The 17678-nt window shown below is 44.1% G+C and carries 17 protein-coding genes; 4 read left to right on the top strand and 13 right to left on the bottom strand.

Annotation, left to right across the window (positions count from 1 at the left end; translation table 11 throughout):
* Window positions 1-14 precede the first annotated feature (14 nt).
* Genes KK062_RS29200 through KK062_RS29170 form a run of 7 tightly spaced genes read right to left on the bottom strand, consistent with a single transcriptional unit; the run spans window position 15 to window position 5720 of the window.
* Window positions 15-1022, bottom strand: coding sequence for an alpha/beta hydrolase (locus KK062_RS29200; protein ID WP_254087933.1), 1008 nt, complete (start codon window positions 1020-1022; stop codon window positions 15-17).
* A 39-nt stretch (window positions 1023-1061) separates the two neighbouring features.
* Entirely contained in the window at window positions 1062-1943 is an 882-nt protein-coding gene (locus KK062_RS29195) for an aldo/keto reductase (RefSeq protein WP_254087932.1), read from the bottom strand.
* Entirely contained in the window at window positions 1927-3069 is a 1143-nt protein-coding gene (locus KK062_RS29190; RefSeq protein WP_254087931.1) for a carboxymuconolactone decarboxylase family protein, read from the bottom strand. The genes KK062_RS29195 and KK062_RS29190 overlap by 17 nt, the downstream gene beginning before the upstream one ends.
* A 17-nt stretch (window positions 3070-3086) precedes the next feature.
* Window positions 3087-3737 (bottom strand): flavodoxin family protein, encoded by a 651-nt coding sequence (locus KK062_RS29185; RefSeq protein ID WP_254087930.1) that lies wholly within the window; start codon window positions 3735-3737, stop codon window positions 3087-3089.
* A gap of 13 nt (window positions 3738-3750) precedes the next feature.
* The gene (locus KK062_RS29180) at window positions 3751-4215 is read right to left on the bottom strand and encodes a nuclear transport factor 2 family protein (protein WP_254087929.1); all 465 of its coding nucleotides are present in this window, start codon (window positions 4213-4215) and stop codon (window positions 3751-3753) included.
* A 19-nt stretch (window positions 4216-4234) separates the two neighbouring features.
* Window positions 4235-4684 carry a nuclear transport factor 2 family protein gene (locus KK062_RS29175; RefSeq protein WP_254087928.1) on the bottom strand — a complete coding sequence of 150 codons (450 nt, stop codon included), beginning with the start codon at window positions 4682-4684 and terminating at the stop codon, window positions 4235-4237.
* Between the two features lie 52 nt (window positions 4685-4736).
* Window positions 4737-5720, bottom strand: a complete 984-nt coding sequence (locus tag KK062_RS29170; protein ID WP_254087927.1) for an aldo/keto reductase — start codon at window positions 5718-5720, stop codon at window positions 4737-4739.
* Between the two features lie 167 nt (window positions 5721-5887).
* Here KK062_RS29170 and KK062_RS29165 point away from each other — a divergent pair, with 167 nt between their 5' ends.
* The 3 genes from KK062_RS29165 (at window position 5888) to KK062_RS29155 (ending at window position 8551) form a co-directional block, all read left to right on the top strand.
* Window positions 5888-6787, top strand: a complete 900-nt coding sequence (locus KK062_RS29165; RefSeq protein ID WP_254087934.1) for a helix-turn-helix domain-containing protein — start codon at window positions 5888-5890, stop codon at window positions 6785-6787.
* A 65-nt stretch (window positions 6788-6852) separates the two neighbouring features.
* Window positions 6853-7845, top strand: a complete 993-nt coding sequence (locus tag KK062_RS29160) for an alpha/beta hydrolase (protein ID WP_254087926.1) — start codon at window positions 6853-6855, stop codon at window positions 7843-7845.
* A gap of 64 nt (window positions 7846-7909) precedes the next feature.
* Complete coding sequence (locus KK062_RS29155) at window positions 7910-8551, top strand: NAD(P)H-binding protein (RefSeq protein WP_254087925.1); 642 nt, start codon at window positions 7910-7912, stop codon at window positions 8549-8551.
* A gap of 51 nt (window positions 8552-8602) precedes the next feature.
* Here KK062_RS29155 and KK062_RS29150 read toward each other — a convergent pair whose 3' ends face one another.
* The 6 genes from KK062_RS29150 to KK062_RS29125 all read right to left on the bottom strand — a co-directional run bounded on the left by KK062_RS29150 (window position 8603) and on the right by KK062_RS29125 (window position 16352).
* Window positions 8603-8998, bottom strand: a complete 396-nt coding sequence (locus KK062_RS29150) for a molybdopterin cofactor-binding domain-containing protein (RefSeq protein WP_254087924.1) — start codon at window positions 8996-8998, stop codon at window positions 8603-8605.
* 148 nt (window positions 8999-9146) lie between these two features.
* Window positions 9147-10493 (bottom strand): P-loop NTPase family protein, encoded by a 1347-nt coding sequence (locus KK062_RS29145; RefSeq protein WP_254087923.1) that lies wholly within the window; start codon window positions 10491-10493, stop codon window positions 9147-9149.
* Between the two features lie 164 nt (window positions 10494-10657).
* Window positions 10658-10849 (bottom strand): hypothetical protein, encoded by a 192-nt coding sequence (locus tag KK062_RS29140; protein WP_254087922.1) that lies wholly within the window; start codon window positions 10847-10849, stop codon window positions 10658-10660.
* 171 nt (window positions 10850-11020) lie between these two features.
* A complete protein-coding gene (locus KK062_RS29135; protein ID WP_254087921.1) occupies window positions 11021-13384 on the bottom strand; it encodes a CHAT domain-containing protein in 2364 nt (787 codons plus the stop codon).
* A gap of 39 nt (window positions 13385-13423) precedes the next feature.
* Window positions 13424-15100 (bottom strand): hypothetical protein, encoded by a 1677-nt coding sequence (locus KK062_RS29130; protein ID WP_254087920.1) that lies wholly within the window; start codon window positions 15098-15100, stop codon window positions 13424-13426.
* Between the two features lie 82 nt (window positions 15101-15182).
* Window positions 15183-16352, bottom strand: coding sequence for a tetratricopeptide repeat protein (locus tag KK062_RS29125; protein WP_254087919.1), 1170 nt, complete (start codon window positions 16350-16352; stop codon window positions 15183-15185).
* 55 nt (window positions 16353-16407) lie between these two features.
* Between KK062_RS29125 and KK062_RS29120 the strand changes: the two genes are divergently transcribed.
* On the top strand, window positions 16408-17412 hold the full coding sequence (locus tag KK062_RS29120) for an FRG domain-containing protein (RefSeq protein ID WP_254087918.1): 1005 nt from the start codon (window positions 16408-16410) through the stop codon (window positions 17410-17412).
* Window positions 17413-17678 lie beyond the last annotated feature (266 nt).

Here is a 17678-nt window from a genome sequence, read left to right as displayed (position 1 = left end):
AAGTGTGTATTACCCTAGATGCCGACCTCCGGCAAGAGAACAACCGTCGAATCGCCCACATATTTATTGACTGTAGCCGCCCAAATTCTTGCCATTTCAAGGCCGCCTCGCCAATGGTCTTTGTTCCAAACAGCCGTTGGTTCTTTAGCTATATTATCCCCATAGTATAGCACGATCGGCATGCGTGTAAGCTTCTTGAAATCAGCTAAGGGAATTTCAACACCTTTTAAGTCACCGAAAAGGCCGGCAGATTTTATAGGTGCAGGCAGCTCACCGGTGGGAAATACAAAGCCACTGTACGGCTCGTAAGCCACTATCGCTTTGACCTTATTATTTTTTATTGCTGTAAGCCAGCCGGGCCCACCGCCCTGCGAGTGTGTCACCAAGATGCCATCGCCGACCTTGGTGAATAAGCGAGAAACAGCATCAGATATAACTTCACCATCAAAACTGCCTGTGTTGGGCGTCATTTGCCTAAAGAACTGCTCTAGTGAAGCGGAATCCTTCGGAAATTGAACACCAGGAAAATAGTCGGGATAATTGCCGATTCTGAACTGCGTGAACCAGAACTGCTCATCGGGAGTTGGGGTTACACTCGCAGCAACGGTGCTCTTACCGGCTTCACCTCGTCTGGGCTGATCCAGCAGATAAATACTAAAACCACGTCGTAGAAAGATATTCTGAAAGCCTTCCCTTCCATCGGGAGTGGTTTCCCAGGTTTTCTTTGATTGCGCAGCGCCATGCAAAAACACCAGCGGATACTTGTGTGCATTTACTGGAATCTGGTAGAACACATAGGCATGGTCACCGTGAAAGGTTTGCCCCTGGGGCTTCAATGCGTTCTGAAGCTCAAACGTGCCCGGCTCAGTGACTTTTGTTCCGCCAATAGCAAAACTTCCCTGATGGGCTATGCTGAGAGGTTTCAGCTTCTCCTGGGCATAAGCCGATGAAGTGGTCCCTAAGAGAAAAAGGACTATACCCAGATGCCAGAGTGAACTTACCAATGTATTCGACTTTTTCATTTTGCTTGTCTTTTCGAGTTACGGATGGTGTGCTGCAAATCACAAGTCAAGTTTTCTGCCGGCAAGCCATTTAATAATGGCTGGATCTCGATGATCGAAGAATGCACTTACTTTTTGATCCAGCGTTTGAATAGCCTCCATATCTTCATTACTCAGTTGAAAATCAAAGATGTTGAAGTTCTCCTCCATGCGTTCTTTCCGTACTGATTTCGGAATGGCAACTATACCTCTCTGAGTCAACCATCTCAATACCACTTGAGCGATAGACTTATTGTGCTTTTTGCCAATCGACGACAGCAACTCGTTTTTGAATAAATCATTTTTGCCTTCGGCAAACGGTCCCCATGATTCATGTTGCACGCCATTTTCTTGCAGAAACGTTTGATTGTCTATTTGTTGATGAAATGGATGCGTTTCGATCTGGTTGACCGCAGGAACTATGCTGTTGAATGAAATAATGTCCATTACCCGATCCGGCTGAAAGTTGCTTACACCGATTGCCCTGACCTTTCCTGATTGGTAAAGTTCTTCCATTGCCCTCCAGGCGCCATGAACATCATTGTAGGGTTGGTGAATCAGATACAGATCGAGATAATCGAGTTGCAGCTTCCTTAAGGATCGCTCAAACGCTTTTTTAGCATTCTCATATCCAGCATCATGTACCCAAAGCTTCGTTGTAATAAACAGCTCCTCTCTTTGTACGCCACTTCTTTTGATTGCTTTACCTACCGCTTCCTCATTCATGTAAGATGCAGCGGTGTCAATCAGTCGATAACCGGATTGAATTGCATCAAACACACTTCGTTCACATTCATTCGGATCAGGGACTTGAAATACACCAAATCCTATAATTGGCATTTCGACCCCGTTGTTGAGTTTTACCACCGGAGTCGTATCAATCGCTTCACTTTGTTTTTTCATACTCTATATCTGTTACTTTCTCTAACCACACTACCGGACCCATCTCTAAATTCGGGCTGATGGCCAGATGAGTCATTGAGCCATCCCGTGTCGCCCCGTGCCAGTGCGTTACGCCTGGCGGGCACTTAACGACCTGTCCTTTCGACAGTACCTGCTTGGGCTTTCCTTTTTCCTGATAGTAAGCAGTGCCATCAGTTATAACCAATATTTGACCTGACGCATGCCGATGCCAGTTCGTTCTTGCTCCTGGTTCAAATGTTACGCTTCCCATGGAAGTATTAAACACACTGTCACGCGCCACTATCGGGTGGTGCCACGCCGTGCCAGTAAAATTGGTTTCACTTAGTTTTTCACCCTTAGGAAAGAGACTAGGCGATGTTTCGATTGGACCGGCATTTCTGGTTGCAGCATTATCTGGATTTAGCACGCTTTGCAGAACTGCCGATGCATTACTGCCTGCCTGATGTCCAACTTTGTCTCCGATGATAGATACAATGCTTGTAAGCTGTTCCCTTGTTAGACCGTTGTGCATCCCCACATTAAAGTGAGAACGCAACTGATTCTCCGTTCGTCCAAGAGTTGCTAAGGCCGAAATCGTTGCTATCTCCCTTGTCTTGAAGTCAAGAACGTCACGGCCGAAAATGTCACCGAACAGGTGCTCCTTTAAAAATTGGTCGATAGTAGGAGCAAACTCGTAGATTTCACCCTTAATCGGCCTACCCACCAGGCGTGTCTGTATTTCCGTACCAAACTCCAGTTTTGATTTGTTCGCAGGCAATGGACTGGCCGTTTTGCCTTCCACATCGCTAATACCTTTTTCTTTTCTCTCCTTCAAAACGCTCATGAAGGTGCTCAACGCGTTCAGGCTTCGGGGAAACCCCGCGTAAGCATATAGGTGAACGATAACTTCCTTGATCTCATTCACTGTCAGGCCGGCATTCAAACCTTCCGCCAGTGCTTTGCTCAAGCCAGCTCCATCGCCGTTGGCGGTAAAGGCAGCAATGGCTACAATACTTTGCTGTTTGCCGTTTAAGGCATCTGCATCATCCAGTTGGTTTGCTCGTACACCTGCAATGATGCTTAGCGCCATCGTGAAACTAAAAAACACTGTCATGGTAAATTTCATCTGCTTGATCTTTAGAGTTAATTCAATAGGTTAAGTTTTCTTAACCATTTATCGACTTCCTCCCGCGCCTGCCTTTCCTTTTCTCCTTCTATGACAAAGAGTATTCCGTCTCTCTCAACTCCTCCTTTCATTGAGAAGCCTTCCATTATTGTACTATTCTTGCATAATTGTTTTACGGTATCAAAGGTGCTCCCGATTCCATAACCACCGTTCGTATTGAACGGCACAATGGTTTTTCCACTTAAATCGTACTGTTTTAGAAAACTTTTCATAGGCGGAGGCAGTTGCATTCCCCAGGTAGGAAAACCGACAAATATGAGGTCAAACGATTCTATGTTCTCAATTCTCGTTTTCAACGGTGGTAAAAAGCCTGTCTCGTTTTCTTTCGCAACCTGTGCTACAGTCGCCTTATAATCCTCCGGATAAGGATTCTGTAACTCAAGCCCTACAAGTGTACCACCAATCTTCGCATGTATGATCTCGGCAATTGCTTTCGTGTTGTTCGTTCGTGTGAGATACACTACTAGAATCTTCTCGGCGTCACGATTGACTGTTTTTTCACTACCGGCGTCATCTCCCTGCGATGAACAACCGAACGGAAGCAATAGTAATAACGCGATCAATCGTGTATTGAAACAAAACATCTCACACTTACCAAAGCAGCTCATAATGAATATTTGTTCAGTTTTTCGGTTGCTCTTGTGCTGGTGGTCCCATCGTTCTGGTAAATGAAAGGGACCCCATTTTCCATTTGCCATTTTGCTTCACATACACTTCGGTAACTATAAAAGGGTTGGTCACTTCATTCCCACCAACCACAGCAAGCAACGTGATTCTATTCAGTACTATGGCAGTGTTATCGATTATCTGTACCGACACCTCATGAACATCGGCTTTCTTGTAATGGATACCACCGCTTTTAATTACTTCAAGTTCACGTTCCTTTCCCCACGAACCGCCCATGTGGACGAACACAGACTTGTCATCGAAGAGATCGTCAAGCTTGGCTACATTCTTATCTGCCATCCACTGCCATTTGTCTTTCGATAGCTTTGCTACTTCCTGATCGGCGTCGGAAGTTTGAGCAAACGCTGACGAGGCCATTAAGATAAACAGTGACCCAAGTATCTTTGATTGGATATTCATAAGCACAGTGTGTTTCAAATCAATGTTTAATGGCATGAGTATCTCTAACGCTACTGAAGGTCAAAGCGAGTAAGTTCCAACCAGTCGTTTCCTTTTTGTAGACTTCGGTTACTGTGAACTGATTTACCGCATCACTGCCACGCACTACTGCCGTCAGTGTAATTCTGTTCCAAACAATTGCCACGTCGCCAACAATTTCAACGGCAGTGTCATGAACATCGGCGTTCTTATACCAAATGCTTCCGGTCTTGATGATTTCGAGCTCTTCATCCTTCTTCCATGTCCCGCTCATATGGACAAACTTAGATTTCTCGTGGAAGAGACTCGAAAGCTTGTCAATGTTCTTATCGGCCATCCATTGCCATTTCTGCTTCGAGAGATTGATCAATTCTTGCTCAGCTGAGTTTTGTGCGGACGACCACTGAACGCTAATTATAATCAAGAACATACTTAAGGCAGACGCTTTCATAGTTGTTATATTGGTTTAATGATTTGTTTACTACCGCAAATTCTTCCCAAAATCAGCGTCCCACAGCGGCCTGCAAGTGCTCCGGGTAGCGGGCGCCTTGGACTTGAATGTCTGAGAACATTATCTCTATATCCTTCAAATCTTCTGGCGTGAGTGTGATCTGTTCGGCTTTGATGTTCTCTTGCAAGCGGTGGATTTTTTTAGTTCCTGGGATCGGAACGATCCAAGGTTTTTGTGCAAGCACCCAGGCCAGTGCCATTTGTGCCGACGTAGCACCCTTTCTTTCGGCAAACTCGGCGATCTTAGCCACAACAGCCTGATTCGCTTTTCGATTTTCTTCATCAAACCGCGGAACAGTATTGCGAAAGTCAGTTTTGTCAAATTTTGTATTTTCGTTTATGGCACCCGTGAGGAACCCTTTACCCAGCGGACTGAACGGCACGAATCCAATTCCTAACTCTTCAAGCGTGGTAAATGTCTTCTGTTCAGGTTCTCTCCACCAAAGTGAGTATTCACTTTGCAACGCAGTCACCCGTTGCACAGCATGAGCCCTCCGTATGGTGTCGGCTCCGGCTTCTGATAATCCAAAGTGTTTGACCTTGCCCTGCGCAATGAGTTCTTTTACAGTTCCTGCAACATCTTCGATCGGAACGTTAGGGTCCACCCGATGCTGATAGAGCAAATCTATCCGATCTGTTTTTAAACGTGTAAGCGCGGCCTCAACGACTGCCCGGATGTTCTCCGGTTTGCTGTTAAGTCCTTTGCTTGTCACACCTCCTTCAAAGCCGAATTTCGTAGCCAACACTACCTCGTCCCGAAACGGTGCGACGGCTTCTCCCAGCAGTTCCTCGTTCAAAAATGGGCCATACGCTTCGGCCGAATCGAAAAAGTCGACTCCTGCCTCAAATGCTGTCCGTATTAGATTTATTGCTTGTTGCTTATCAGTCGCTGGTCCATAACCAAAGCTCAGGCCCATACAGCCCAGGCCGATGGCCGAGACCTCCAATCCGCTGTTTCCCAGTTCTCTTTTTTTCATGGCGTGTGCGAAGTTTTGTTACCTATTTATTACATGCCAAAGATGCCGTCATTTCCATGCCAGGGGCGTATACGGATTACGGATTTGTCAACCAATTTCACTGATTTGGCCTCACTGGCCATGAAATCAGCCCGGTGACGCCTAATTTAGTGCATATGAAAAGCGATATGGAAGAGATATTGAAATTCGATTCGGTCAGTCAGTACAATGTGTTCAACAATCACGAAACATTGAACCCGCTTGTAAGTGTCATTGATTACTCAAAAGCGAATCCGCGAAAACTGCGGAAAAGCTACTTCGGATTTTATGCCGTTCTGTTAAAGGATGTAGTCTGCGGCGACCTGCGATACGGTAAAAATTTGTACGACTACCAGGAAGGAACGTTGGTTTTCATTGCACCCGGTCAGGTTGTGGGCATCGAGACGAGTGAAGAGATGTACCAACCTAAAGGGCATGGTGTTGTATTCCATCCGGATCTCATCAAAGGTACTTCGTTAGGGCGCAATATCGATGAGTATACATTTTTCAGCTATAATGTAAACGAAGCGCTTCACGTCTCTGAACGAGAGCGCCAGCTGGTCTTAGATTGTTTCTCAAAAATCCGGTACGAATTAGAGCACGCTGTTGACAAACACAGTAAGACGTTAATTGCTGATAATATCGAGCTTCTCCTGAACTACTGCGTGCGATTTTACGACCGCCAGTTTATTACCCGCGACAATGCCCACAAAGGCATCCTTGAAAAATTTGAAGCGTTACTAAAGGAGTACTTTGCGTCTGGCAGACCGCAGGAGATAGGCCTGCCCTCGGTGTCATACTGTGCAAGTCAATTAAATCTCTCACCTAACTACTTCGGAGATCTGGTCAAAAAAGAGACAGGCAAGTCGGCTCATGAGTTTATTCAATTGAAATTAATTGACGTCGCGAAGGAGCGGATGTTCGATGCCACAAAATCCGTCAGTGAAATTGCGTATGCACTTGGCTTCAAGTACCCCCAACACTTCGCGCGCGTCTTCAAACAGCACGTCGGCCTGACACCGTTGGAGTACCGAAGTTCAAAAAACTAACAGGATTGCCGCGATTCATTGTGGAATACGCAGGAATTAGCAACTATCTAAAAAATTGAAAGAATATGTACGGCTGGCTTGGTATTCTTCTGTGCATGTCTCTATGTCAACTGAACACTGAAAGTGCGCCTGATATCGAAAGTCTGGAAGAAGAAATGAACGTCCCATCTTCACGTCATTTAACCATAGAAAATTCTATCCGCGATGTGGTTGAGCATCCCGCATTCCGCAGATTTGGTAATCACTTGTTGCCCTGGGAGGATAACTCGCGGTATATGACCAAGCCTTTAAGCAAAGTTGGTCTACTCATGCCGTATCACAGCAATGTCAGACCGGACGTTGTAGTGAACGCTCTGAACTACATGATCGATCAAGTAAATGGTGGAAAAACTATATTTTACGACTTTTACGACGATCGGCAAAAAGGAGAGGATCCGGCGAAAGCGCATACAGGTCTTTTTTTCTTTAAGGGTAAACCCAATGCGCCGTTTGCTGTGGTGTGTCCTGGTGGCGGGTTTTCGTATGTAGGTTCATTACACGAAGGGTTTCCGTTAGCCGAGGAAATAAGCAAAAAGGGATATAATACTTTCGTAATAAAATATAGAGCGAACAGTGGGTTAATGGCTACGGAAGACCTGGCAGCCGCTCTTTCTTTCATCTTCGACCATGCAATGGAATTTCAAGTTGCTGAAACGCATTATTCTTTATGGGGAGGATCTGCAGGAGCAAGGATGGTCGGTGACATCGCATTGAGCGGTGTTGAGTATTATGGTGGTAAAAAACTTCCACGACCCTCGACCGCCGTCATTGCTTATACCGGGCATTCTACCTACTCACCGGATTTTCCGCCCACATTTATCACCGTAAGTGCAGACGACCCGATTGCTGATATTTCCATCGTAGAGCGTCGCATGGAAAACCTAAAAAAGGTTGGCGTTAAAGTAGAGTACCGCAGGTATACGAATGCAGGTCACGGATTTGGAACCGGCATTGGGACGGATGCAGAAGGATGGATAAACCATGCCATGAATTTTTGGCAACGATCCATTGCCGATTGACCTTGCGCCCGTAGACACATATGTAATCGAAATTGGTTGTATTGGTCTAATTTAAATCAGAGACATGAAAATCTTAATACTAGGGGCAGCAGGCCAGATAGGAAAATTAGTTACAGACTATTTGCTTGAGCAAACGAATCATCAATTGGTGCTCTATGCTCGAAACGCCGGCGTTAGATTAAATGTGAAAGAACCGGCAAGAGTGAATTTGGTAGACGGAGATTTTTCTGATCAAGACAAACTAATGGCCGCGATGAAGACTGTCGACTTCGTCTATCTAAATGATATGAACAGTAGAGCCGGTGTCAGAAACATTGTCACTGCCATGAAAGAAACGGGCGTCAAGAGAATTGCAGTGGCGTCTATTCTAGGTATCTACGATGAAGTACCAGGAGCATTTGGTGCATGGAATAGGAAGATGGTGGGTGATAGTGGTATCCGTAAGCATAAGGAAACTGCCGCCATGATTGAGACACCGGAATTAGATTACACCATCCTGAGACTTACATGGCTATACGACAAAGACGCGAACAAGAACTATATGCTAACGTTTAAGGGTGACCCATTCCAGGGTGCGCAAGTAACTCGACAGGCGGTTGCCCAATTGGTAGTAGATATCATTAATGACGCTTCCGATAAATTCGTCCGAAGAAGCCTGGGCGTTAGCGAACCGAATACGAATTGGGATAAGCCCTCATTCTACTGACTCGTTCAGTGGGCGGCATCACCTCGGTCTTCAATCGATGATGTAGCGCATCTATCCCTCCAGTATTTTATCGGCCGTGATAGGTAATGATCGGATACGCTTCCCGATCGCATTAAATACAGCGTTAGCGATGGCAGGGGCTACGCCGACGAGAGCAATTTCTCCAAGTCCCTTTGAGCGCATGGGATTTGTATAGGGGTCTTTCTTGTTGACAAAACGTACATCTATCTTGGGGATATCCGCGTTAACAGGTACATGGTAGTCAGCCAGATTATTGTTTATCGGGCGTCCAAACCGATCATCGATGAACAGGTCCTCCATTAGCGCCATTCCGATGCCGCCTACTGCACCGCCTATCATTTGGCTTTCGGACGTCTTCAGACTAATAATCGTCCCTGCATCAGCGCAAGAGACAACGTGGTCAATCTTTACTTTTCCGGTGGGCATGTACACCCGAAGTTTAACGAAGTGCACTGAAAAAATGAATAGCTGGAGTATGGCTGTTGCTGCTCTTTCGATTCTTTCGTTAATTCCAGCAATTTTAAGTTAGATTGCTTCAAAATTTTCCCAAAAGATTACAACTTTCTTTTCAAGGTCATTCAAGGTCATCGTCCATAGGAAAGTGATCAACCGAAAAATCCTTTCTAAAGGCATCGTGGGCAATTTCCAGTTCCCTTTTTAGTATAGTCTTGAGATAAGAATGAAGTTCGGTTTTGGTGGTTGGTGAGTTTGCGTTTTCCGTTTTTCGTATAAACTGAGCATAGGCACGAAGGAACGGATTCGAAAAATGGTAGGTGTACGAATCTTTATCATATCGTAAGATTTCACCGCGCTCCGTCGTTGTTAGTTCTTCGATATATTTTCTTAGATTATTGCCCTTGTATTCGGGATGGACCTTCTTGATCGCGGCTAACACGTCCTGGTAGGTAACATGCTCTTTTGGGCATGTCAAAATGGCGTTCAACACATCTTTAGGACTTTCGTACTTGCGGAGGTTTTTGACGCGAGTAGCAGAGTCATAGGTCGATTTCAATGTGTCAGAATGTTCATTGATATAATCCTCGATCGCGGCATCTAGGGTTTCTTTTGTGATGAACTTTGATTGCTTTTGTGTTTCTTGAATACCTTCAATCTCGCACATCAGCAGAGCCAATTGGTGTGTCACTGCCGCAAGGCCACTCGAGTAGGTTGCTATTTTGTCGATAACGTCTGGGTCAAACGTTATCTTTAGTAATTTGCTCCCTTCGGTAATAATTTGCCGCAGTTGCGATTGTGACATTAATGGCACATAGATTTCCGAGACGCGGTTCTTCATTTCTGGGTCGTACTGGACAACTTCACGGGCAGTATTAACAGCTCCAATGGCGATGATTTTAACGCCTGGATACTCTACTGAAGAGTCCATAAAAACTTTCATTATTTGCGCCATTTGCGCCTTCTCGTTTTCATCTATTTTATGAAAGTCCTCGATCACCCAAAAACAGGAGGCTTCGCCTATATATTTTGCTAATGTCTGTGGCGTAATAGGGAGATCGACTGCTCGCTTTGATGTGCTTTTCGCTGAATCGGAATTCTCTAGATTAAAAGAAGCTTTGATGCCGAAGTATCCCGCGCCGAGGCTTGCGCCTGCCTTTCCGCCATCTGTGTTCTCGATAGCGGTTTGAAAATATACTTCTAACTGACTAAAGGCGTCGATGATAATTCCGTTCAAGGTCATGCCCTTGACACAACGAGTTATTATTGCTCGCAAATTTTCCGCTTTAAGGACGTTGGCAAGTGTTGTCGTTTTGCCTGCCCCAGTGTGACCATAGATGATCAACTGTTTTCCAGGCGTTTTCAATGCCCTAAGCAATTGTGTATTAACGACACCGCGTTCTACGTAATTTGAAAAAGCGGGCTGACTTGGAGTAAAGACTTCATGGAGCTTAAATTTTTGAGCCATTTTGAAACGTTATAGACAAAGCTAATGGTAAACACGTCATTATTATCAAAAATCGACATTGTTTTGGGTAGGCCGCGCCATGGAACGCGGTGATACTTTAATATTGATATTTCCGTATTTCCTACCGGTGAACTTGTTGTGTTTGCACACTGTTTTTGTTTCTATTATCGAGATAGCCGCCAGCCGTCATCATAAAGTTCGAATCCGGCAATATCCGACGTCGTATTTTTAGTAATTTTTCGCGGCATAAGTTCAGTAAAAGGAATCGGATTCTTCAAATGGGTGGTATACTCTACGATGGCACTTTTGCCGTCACTAGACATTTCTACCCCAGAAAGGACCGTTAGATGCTCCATGGCGGTCAGTTTTTGAAAATACAAAAGTCATTCCAATTGTAGCCACGCGTAAGCACCTGCTTTGTGAGAAAGAAGCAATAGAGTATACAAAATAATGCAAATGTGATAGGATCGGGGAGTGGATATACAGTTAAAAGCCGTCCCAACCTGCGGCCGCTTTTTTTGGCGAATTTAATTTAGATTCGTGTCGCTCTGTTTGTTATTAAATAGCGTTGTATTGACTTTCTTGTAATTCTCGCTCCAAACTTTAAACATTATGAGGTCGCCGCGACCCAGATTTGTATAGAATGCATTTTCGGGAACAATATTGTCAATTGATGGAAAGGTGGTCGGCAGAATTGCCTTTAGACTCTCTATGTAGTCATCCTTTGCATTGACGCGATCATGGAACCGGGTCATCCGGATGGTTGCCTGCAACGTCAGTTCTTGAACTCTATTGATAAGCTCGTCCTTTGCGTCCATCGTTAAACTTGAGGTTACAGTAAACTCATAAACGTAAGTGCTTAGATCCATGATGTAGGACGTACGTATTATGTGGCTCACAAACGATAGCCAATTTTTATGTGCTGGATTGCGACTCGCATGCGCTAAACTATTTAGAACTCGCAAATAAACGTTAAAGCCACTCCGTATTGAAATAGGGAAATATGTTGCGGTAACAGAGATACATCCTGCTTCAAAAAAAGCATCTGCGAGTTTGTTAATATACCCGTAGTTTGGATTTGTATGACATGCCGACAAAAAAACAATGGGCGCAAATATTTGTTCTTTAACAATCATGTCCCCAGTGATCTTTTCATTTTCGTTTACCCAAAGGAAGCTTGAAAGAGTTTCTTTATCAAAACCGCCATGACTGTCAAAGATCAAGATTGAGGGTTTGTATTCATTTACTTTTGCGATTACGTCTGCGGCACTTTTACATCTGAAGGTTTTATATCCAAGCGTTTTCGAAAGATTTTCGATAGCCCTAAAATACTTCAAAAATTCACGGTCATCGTCATCAGCGGTTGCGCAAAACAATACTAGCGTGTTAACGATGACGTTTTCGTCCAAATCAAACTTAAACAAAGAACTGGCTGCGAAGGCTGAAAGCGTTCCTCCGTATGGTGTCTCGGGTATCCTCGTGACATCATGTGTAAAGGATATGTTCTCTCCTTCATGGATTAGCCATTCGACTGGAAGATCCGAAATTGCAACAATCTGCCGAGGTAGAGTGAAGACATCTTTGGATAATCCGTTTGGCAGTATCCGTTCAGTTAATCGATTTCCAAACTTCAGTATGTTTGCCCGGGAGTTCTTTATATTTTTCGCATTAATGTTTTCCGGTTTGAAAAAGCTTAGTTCTTTTTTAATTGAGTTGCCTAGGTGGGGCAAACGAAGCATCGGTGAGAACGTGAAAGAGGCATGTAGATAAGCGACAGAATCAAGGAAAGATGTTTTTGCAGTTGCGAGAGCCGCGAATTCCATCGATTCTTCTTCGGTTGGATCAGGTAGACCTTCTTTATAGTACAAGTAAGCAAGTGACTGTTCCATATCGAGCATTTTTCGAAGCATATCCCAATTCGGCATCTTAGCGTTTTGTGGAATAACTAAATCGATATATGGGAAATTGAAAGGTATTGTGAGTATCAACGGTGACATCCATTCGTCTTGGCCGTTCGGAAATTTGATATGGTTTAGTTTAATGAAATTATATTCAATCTTGTCGATCTTATCGACCTGATTCAAAAGGCTTTTAAGGCGCGATGGGTCATTCTTGTCGCCTTTAATGACCGATGCTGATTCCTCCTGCCATGATATTTTAAGTTCAGGTGTGTGGCCATGCCAATCATTGCAAATGATTTGATTCAACATGTAATAATTGTTAAACGAAGGGCGAAATCTGCTGAATTCATTGTATCCGGAAAATCCTTCGTATGACGGTATGTCTAGCTTAAAGGTGACTTTTTTTCCTTTCATCTCTGTTAAAATCCGTGAAATGCGAGCGCTGTCTCGTTCTAGTTTATCAAAGAAGCTTTTGCGTCCCTGAATTAGGAATTCAGAATATTGAGACAGAGGGAACGGCGCGTCTTTGATTAGGATCACATAGGCCAAGTCAAAATAGCTGAGTATGTGTTTTATGGTTATTTCTATATCTGGGATATTTGGGTTAATGAAAAAGACTTTGATTCCCAACTTACCAATCATATTCATGACAGCATATTGATAATCCTTGTGAAATAGCGTAGCAAACTTAAGTGGAAGCGGTATTTGAGAGAACCTGTTAGCTTCATAAAGCTGATTTCCTTTACATAATTGGAACAGATTCTTGGGGTATTCGCGGAGTGTTTCAATAATTGTATTGTCGAATTCTAAAGGGGGGAAGAATGCAGTAGCCCGTCCTCGATCTTCATCGGGAATGTAGTAATACTCTATGTCACCTAAATTGAATGTTCTCGGTTCGAAGCCTGATCGAAACATTGTTCTACGTGGTTTAATTAATCTAAGCGCTCGGTGGAGCAGTTTATTTATCCATTTCCAAACCAAAGATTCCATATAATGCTTGTAATGACTTAATAGTCTAGCAAAAGTCGTCTATAGCGGCTGGTTAATAAGTTGATTGAAATAGTTGTTAGCCGCTGATGATTTCTTCGGATCGTTGGCCAAATATCTTCGCCTCATCCATATATCGAAGCTAAAATAGTTTCCATGCTTTCTCGATTCTTTATAAAATTTAAGGTAGTCGTCCAGGCAATCTTGAAAATTTTTCGGCTGACCCGAAAAGAAATTTGAATACAAAATCAGGCAATCGATATGTATAACTATCAATGGTTTGATTTTGAATTTTGAGTGAATTTCAGGTGTTAATTCTTTTTGAAAGTAGTCATCTAAAACATGGTTGACTCCCATGGTGGTTAGGACGCGATCTTGCACAACTAAAATGGGATAGAAAGTAATCTTTTGCCGAAGTGCTGCGGGATCGAATTTTGAGGCGAACGCTTCGAAGTTCTTGATGAAATTACCGAGTTGAGAAACGCCGGCTGGTCTTCCTTTTCGCTCCTTCTTGACGAATTTATTCTCAATTTCTTTTTTGACAGCTTCGTTGTCCATAGAAGTCTTGGCCGCGTCGGTAATCAAAACATCTTTAGCCTCAAATACAAAGACGTTATTCCAATTTCGCGTATAGTGGTCGGGGGTGCCGTCAACCCCTTCAAAACGAGCATCACTGGCTGGTATATTGGTCACCTTGCTACCAGAGAAAATGGTTGATATATAGTTAGCGCACAATGTCCGTTCAAAGAAATCTAATCCGATTTCTGACTTGATGTCCCTGCCGGCAATTTCCTGGAACTCAAAGAACAGCGCTTTGAATATTTTCTCAAACAAGAATGTCCGGAAAATCATGAAAAACCCGTTTTCGCCGTACTTTAAAAGTGGATGCTCTTTTAAGTTGCGAAAATTCACGTTCGGGGAGCGATACGATTCATGGTTGACGAAGAGATCATAATAAGGAAGAATCGATGGTTTGAAAACTCTAACGCGCACGTTATTTGTTTCGAATAAATACTCGAGGGCGAATCCGGCGACGTCCACAACGTAGGGTTTCCAGGAATCGATCTGCCTTTTTGCCAGAAATAGTTCCAACTCTCTCGGAAAGGCAGTCTCCATAAACCGATAGAAATCGATGGCCTTTTGATATTCGGCCACCAAGGTTAGCAGCTCGTCGCCTCGCTCAAGTTCGTACGTTCCCATCCGCTCCGTGAAGGTCCTAGAAACTAATTCCTGAAACGGCATGTCAGGCTTGATCGTGGTTTTTCTTCCCCGCTCACTTTCCAGGAAGAAGTATGCTCGGAGAATATTGTAAAGATGTGTATGACTTAAATTTTCACATTCGCTCAAACACCCGTCAATGTCTACCCCGGTAGTAGAAAAGATTTCGTCGTGATGTTCTTTTAGAAGGTATTCGATGAGCGTAAGAGCGGTATGCGGGAGCAGCCACACGCATTTCACGTTGTCTTTGCCGGTAGTATTAATCGACCGCACCTTCCAGTAGGACAACATATCACTGTGTTGGAGCACGCCGAGCAAAATCTCCATTTGACGTTCGGATTTTGTATTTCGATCTCCGAGAACCAGATCAGAGTTATTGAGCCACCGGATAAGTCTATACAAAGCACCTTTTTTGGGAACATCTGCCAGGTAGGTTTTTATGTCCTGGCGAGGGCGGGAAAATACATGGTCGTACGAAAGAACAAGGTCCATGGCAATCATATCTTCTGTTAATTTACTACATAGGCTTGGCAACGTTGCCCCGCCATTGTTGGGTTTTACGCAGACCTTCCCGCGGCAGATCTCATGACCCGTCTGTGGTCCTTGCGGCCATTGCCTTCAATATTTTTGGGATGATCGATATCGCTTGCGTTCGCAAGCTGGGATCGAGGTCTATGGCTGCCTGAATCTCAATAATCCCTTCTTGTAACCGCTGGAGATTCAAGAGGCAAATGCCTTTTGAGTATTGCGCTCTCGCCCTTATCTTCCCCTTATCGATAATCAGAAGTTGCTCGAAGCAGGTCATAGCGCGTTCAAAATCGCGCGCATGGAAGTGGATGTTCGCCTGTTCAAGCAATTTTTGAGCTTTACTTTGCGTAGTTAACGCAGGGCCTACACCAAAATTTGATTTTATGAACTCAACAAAATCGACTTCGTCCATTTTGTAAAATGTCGGTCTTGGCAGGCCGCCATCGATACGCGCATACATTAATCCGAGATTAGCCTGATGTATGTGCACTGCAATATGACTGTTTGTTTTTTCTCGCGTGCCGAAGAAGTTTACCATATACGCCCCTTCGCTTGCCGTTCCGTGCGTTATTGGGATTATCTGATTGGGATGCCGTGGGTCTATGGTTATTGTGATGTTTGCGCGGTAGGTATGGACGTAGCTTTGATATTGAAATGTGTTATTATCCAAAATAACGGCAACCCTAAACCCACCAACTTCCGGAACTTCTTCGTCATCTATGACACGATCAAAGGCTGCAGCGAGTCCGGAAAGCTTCGTGCTCCCGTTCGTGGGACTCATCTCCATTCTCATGAACGAGCCTGCTTGGTGCTTTTCCGGAAGGTTATTGAGATAGTATCCTTGAAATCTGTTGAAAGCATGGGCAGAACCAATCCAACTACTTTGAACCTTGACAGCTATACCATTTTTTATTTCAAAGATTTCTACCTCCGGCGTCAAGGTACACAGGATGAAGTCGGTCTCTCCGCTCGCATAGTGAGCGAGCTTTGATTTTAGAACAGAGAGATTGTCGGATGCATCGATTGTTTTTATCACTTCTTCCGCAGGGGCAATTTCGCCGGCGAAAGAAATACAGGTCGTAGGGTTTATAATAACTGTTTTAATAACACCGTCGCCCGGGTTGCCCGTCTGCTTATTAGGATACAGGTCTGACGGATATGTCAGTTTTGTATCACTGACTATCATTAATTCTCCGGCGTGCTGGCGACAAACTATTAAGCTCAACTTCAGGCGGTTTAAACTTCGAATATACTAAATTTCAATAGGAGTTAAACTTCCGATGCAAAACACCAAAAACATAACCATGGTAATTGATACTTACACCACGCTTATTGACAAGAGCACGCATTTCGATAGTGTTACAATTGACACGCCAGCAGATTTCGAATCGTTTATCAAGAAATGGGCGAGGCTTAAAAATAACAGGCGCTATATTTTTCGAGGGCTAACGGAAGCCAAATATAAGCTCTATAACTCGGCACAGCGGGTTTGGCGGGTTCAGGAACTGGAACATTTGGGAAGGACTTATGAGCAGTTTATCCAGATTCAAATAGGCGAAGCGAAGCTGTTTCAAAACAGTCTCCTTATTAAATTTTATAATGCCTTCGGTCATACAGCGTACGATTTATCAGTCCTCAGTTTTTTACAACACTACGGTGCGCCAACGCCGCTGCTCGATTTCACGTATAACGTGAATTGCGCCCTGTTTTTTGGGATTGACGGGCTCCAGCACACGGCATCGACTGACATTAACAATTACTTCTCCATTTACGCCATAGACACCGGCCAGTTAGCATTTGGATCGATCATACGGCATATCGCATCACATCTTAAAGACATAGACACTGCCACGCGTAATTCGGAAGAGCCATTTGATGTTACGCTCTTACTTGATGCAATTGCTCGGTTGAGTTACGAGTACATTCACAGTTTAAAGCTATTTTATATTCCGGGTTATACGCCGGGTGGAACTCACTTTGAAATCCCGGGGTTCAATTTGGTTTACAATCAGCACAACTTGAACATCATCAACCAGGAAGGATTATTTGTATACAATTCGGATGCGGACCGGCCTCTTGAGGAATTTTTTATCGGCAAAAAAAATGCCGATGGCATATTTACGTCACCGAAAATAAAATGCTGGAACATTCATAAAAGCCTTAATACGCATATCAACCGGTACCTGGAAACTTTACCAATTCCGATCAATAAGGAATTTATGTATCCACAAGAAGAGTTCATTGCGCAGAGTGCATTTAGGCATTTTAAAACGCTGGGACGTTAGAGGCCTGGCACGGGGATGGAATCGTGGACCGGAATGGCAGCCCGCAAGGATTATGCCCTGTTAAGGTAGCAATTAGTCATCTAAATGGCTTTCAGTATGTTATAATCGCTAAACGCTTTAAATCCAATAGAAAATAGTTCGAAAATTGTACACTCAGGTCGACTTAAAGCCTCAGCAATATGCTGGGGCTTTTTTGTGTGCGCCCGGCATGGGCGCGAACTCTAGGGTGTAAGTCCCGAACGCACCTTGATAGTGGGAAGCGTTAA

The organism is Dawidia cretensis (genome assembly GCF_018598175.1).
Lineage (GTDB): Bacteria > Bacteroidota > Bacteroidia > Cytophagales > Cyclobacteriaceae > Ohtaekwangia > Ohtaekwangia cretensis.
The sequence above is the reverse complement of the archived record's forward strand: the minus strand, read 5'-3'. Positions and strand labels throughout refer to the sequence as shown.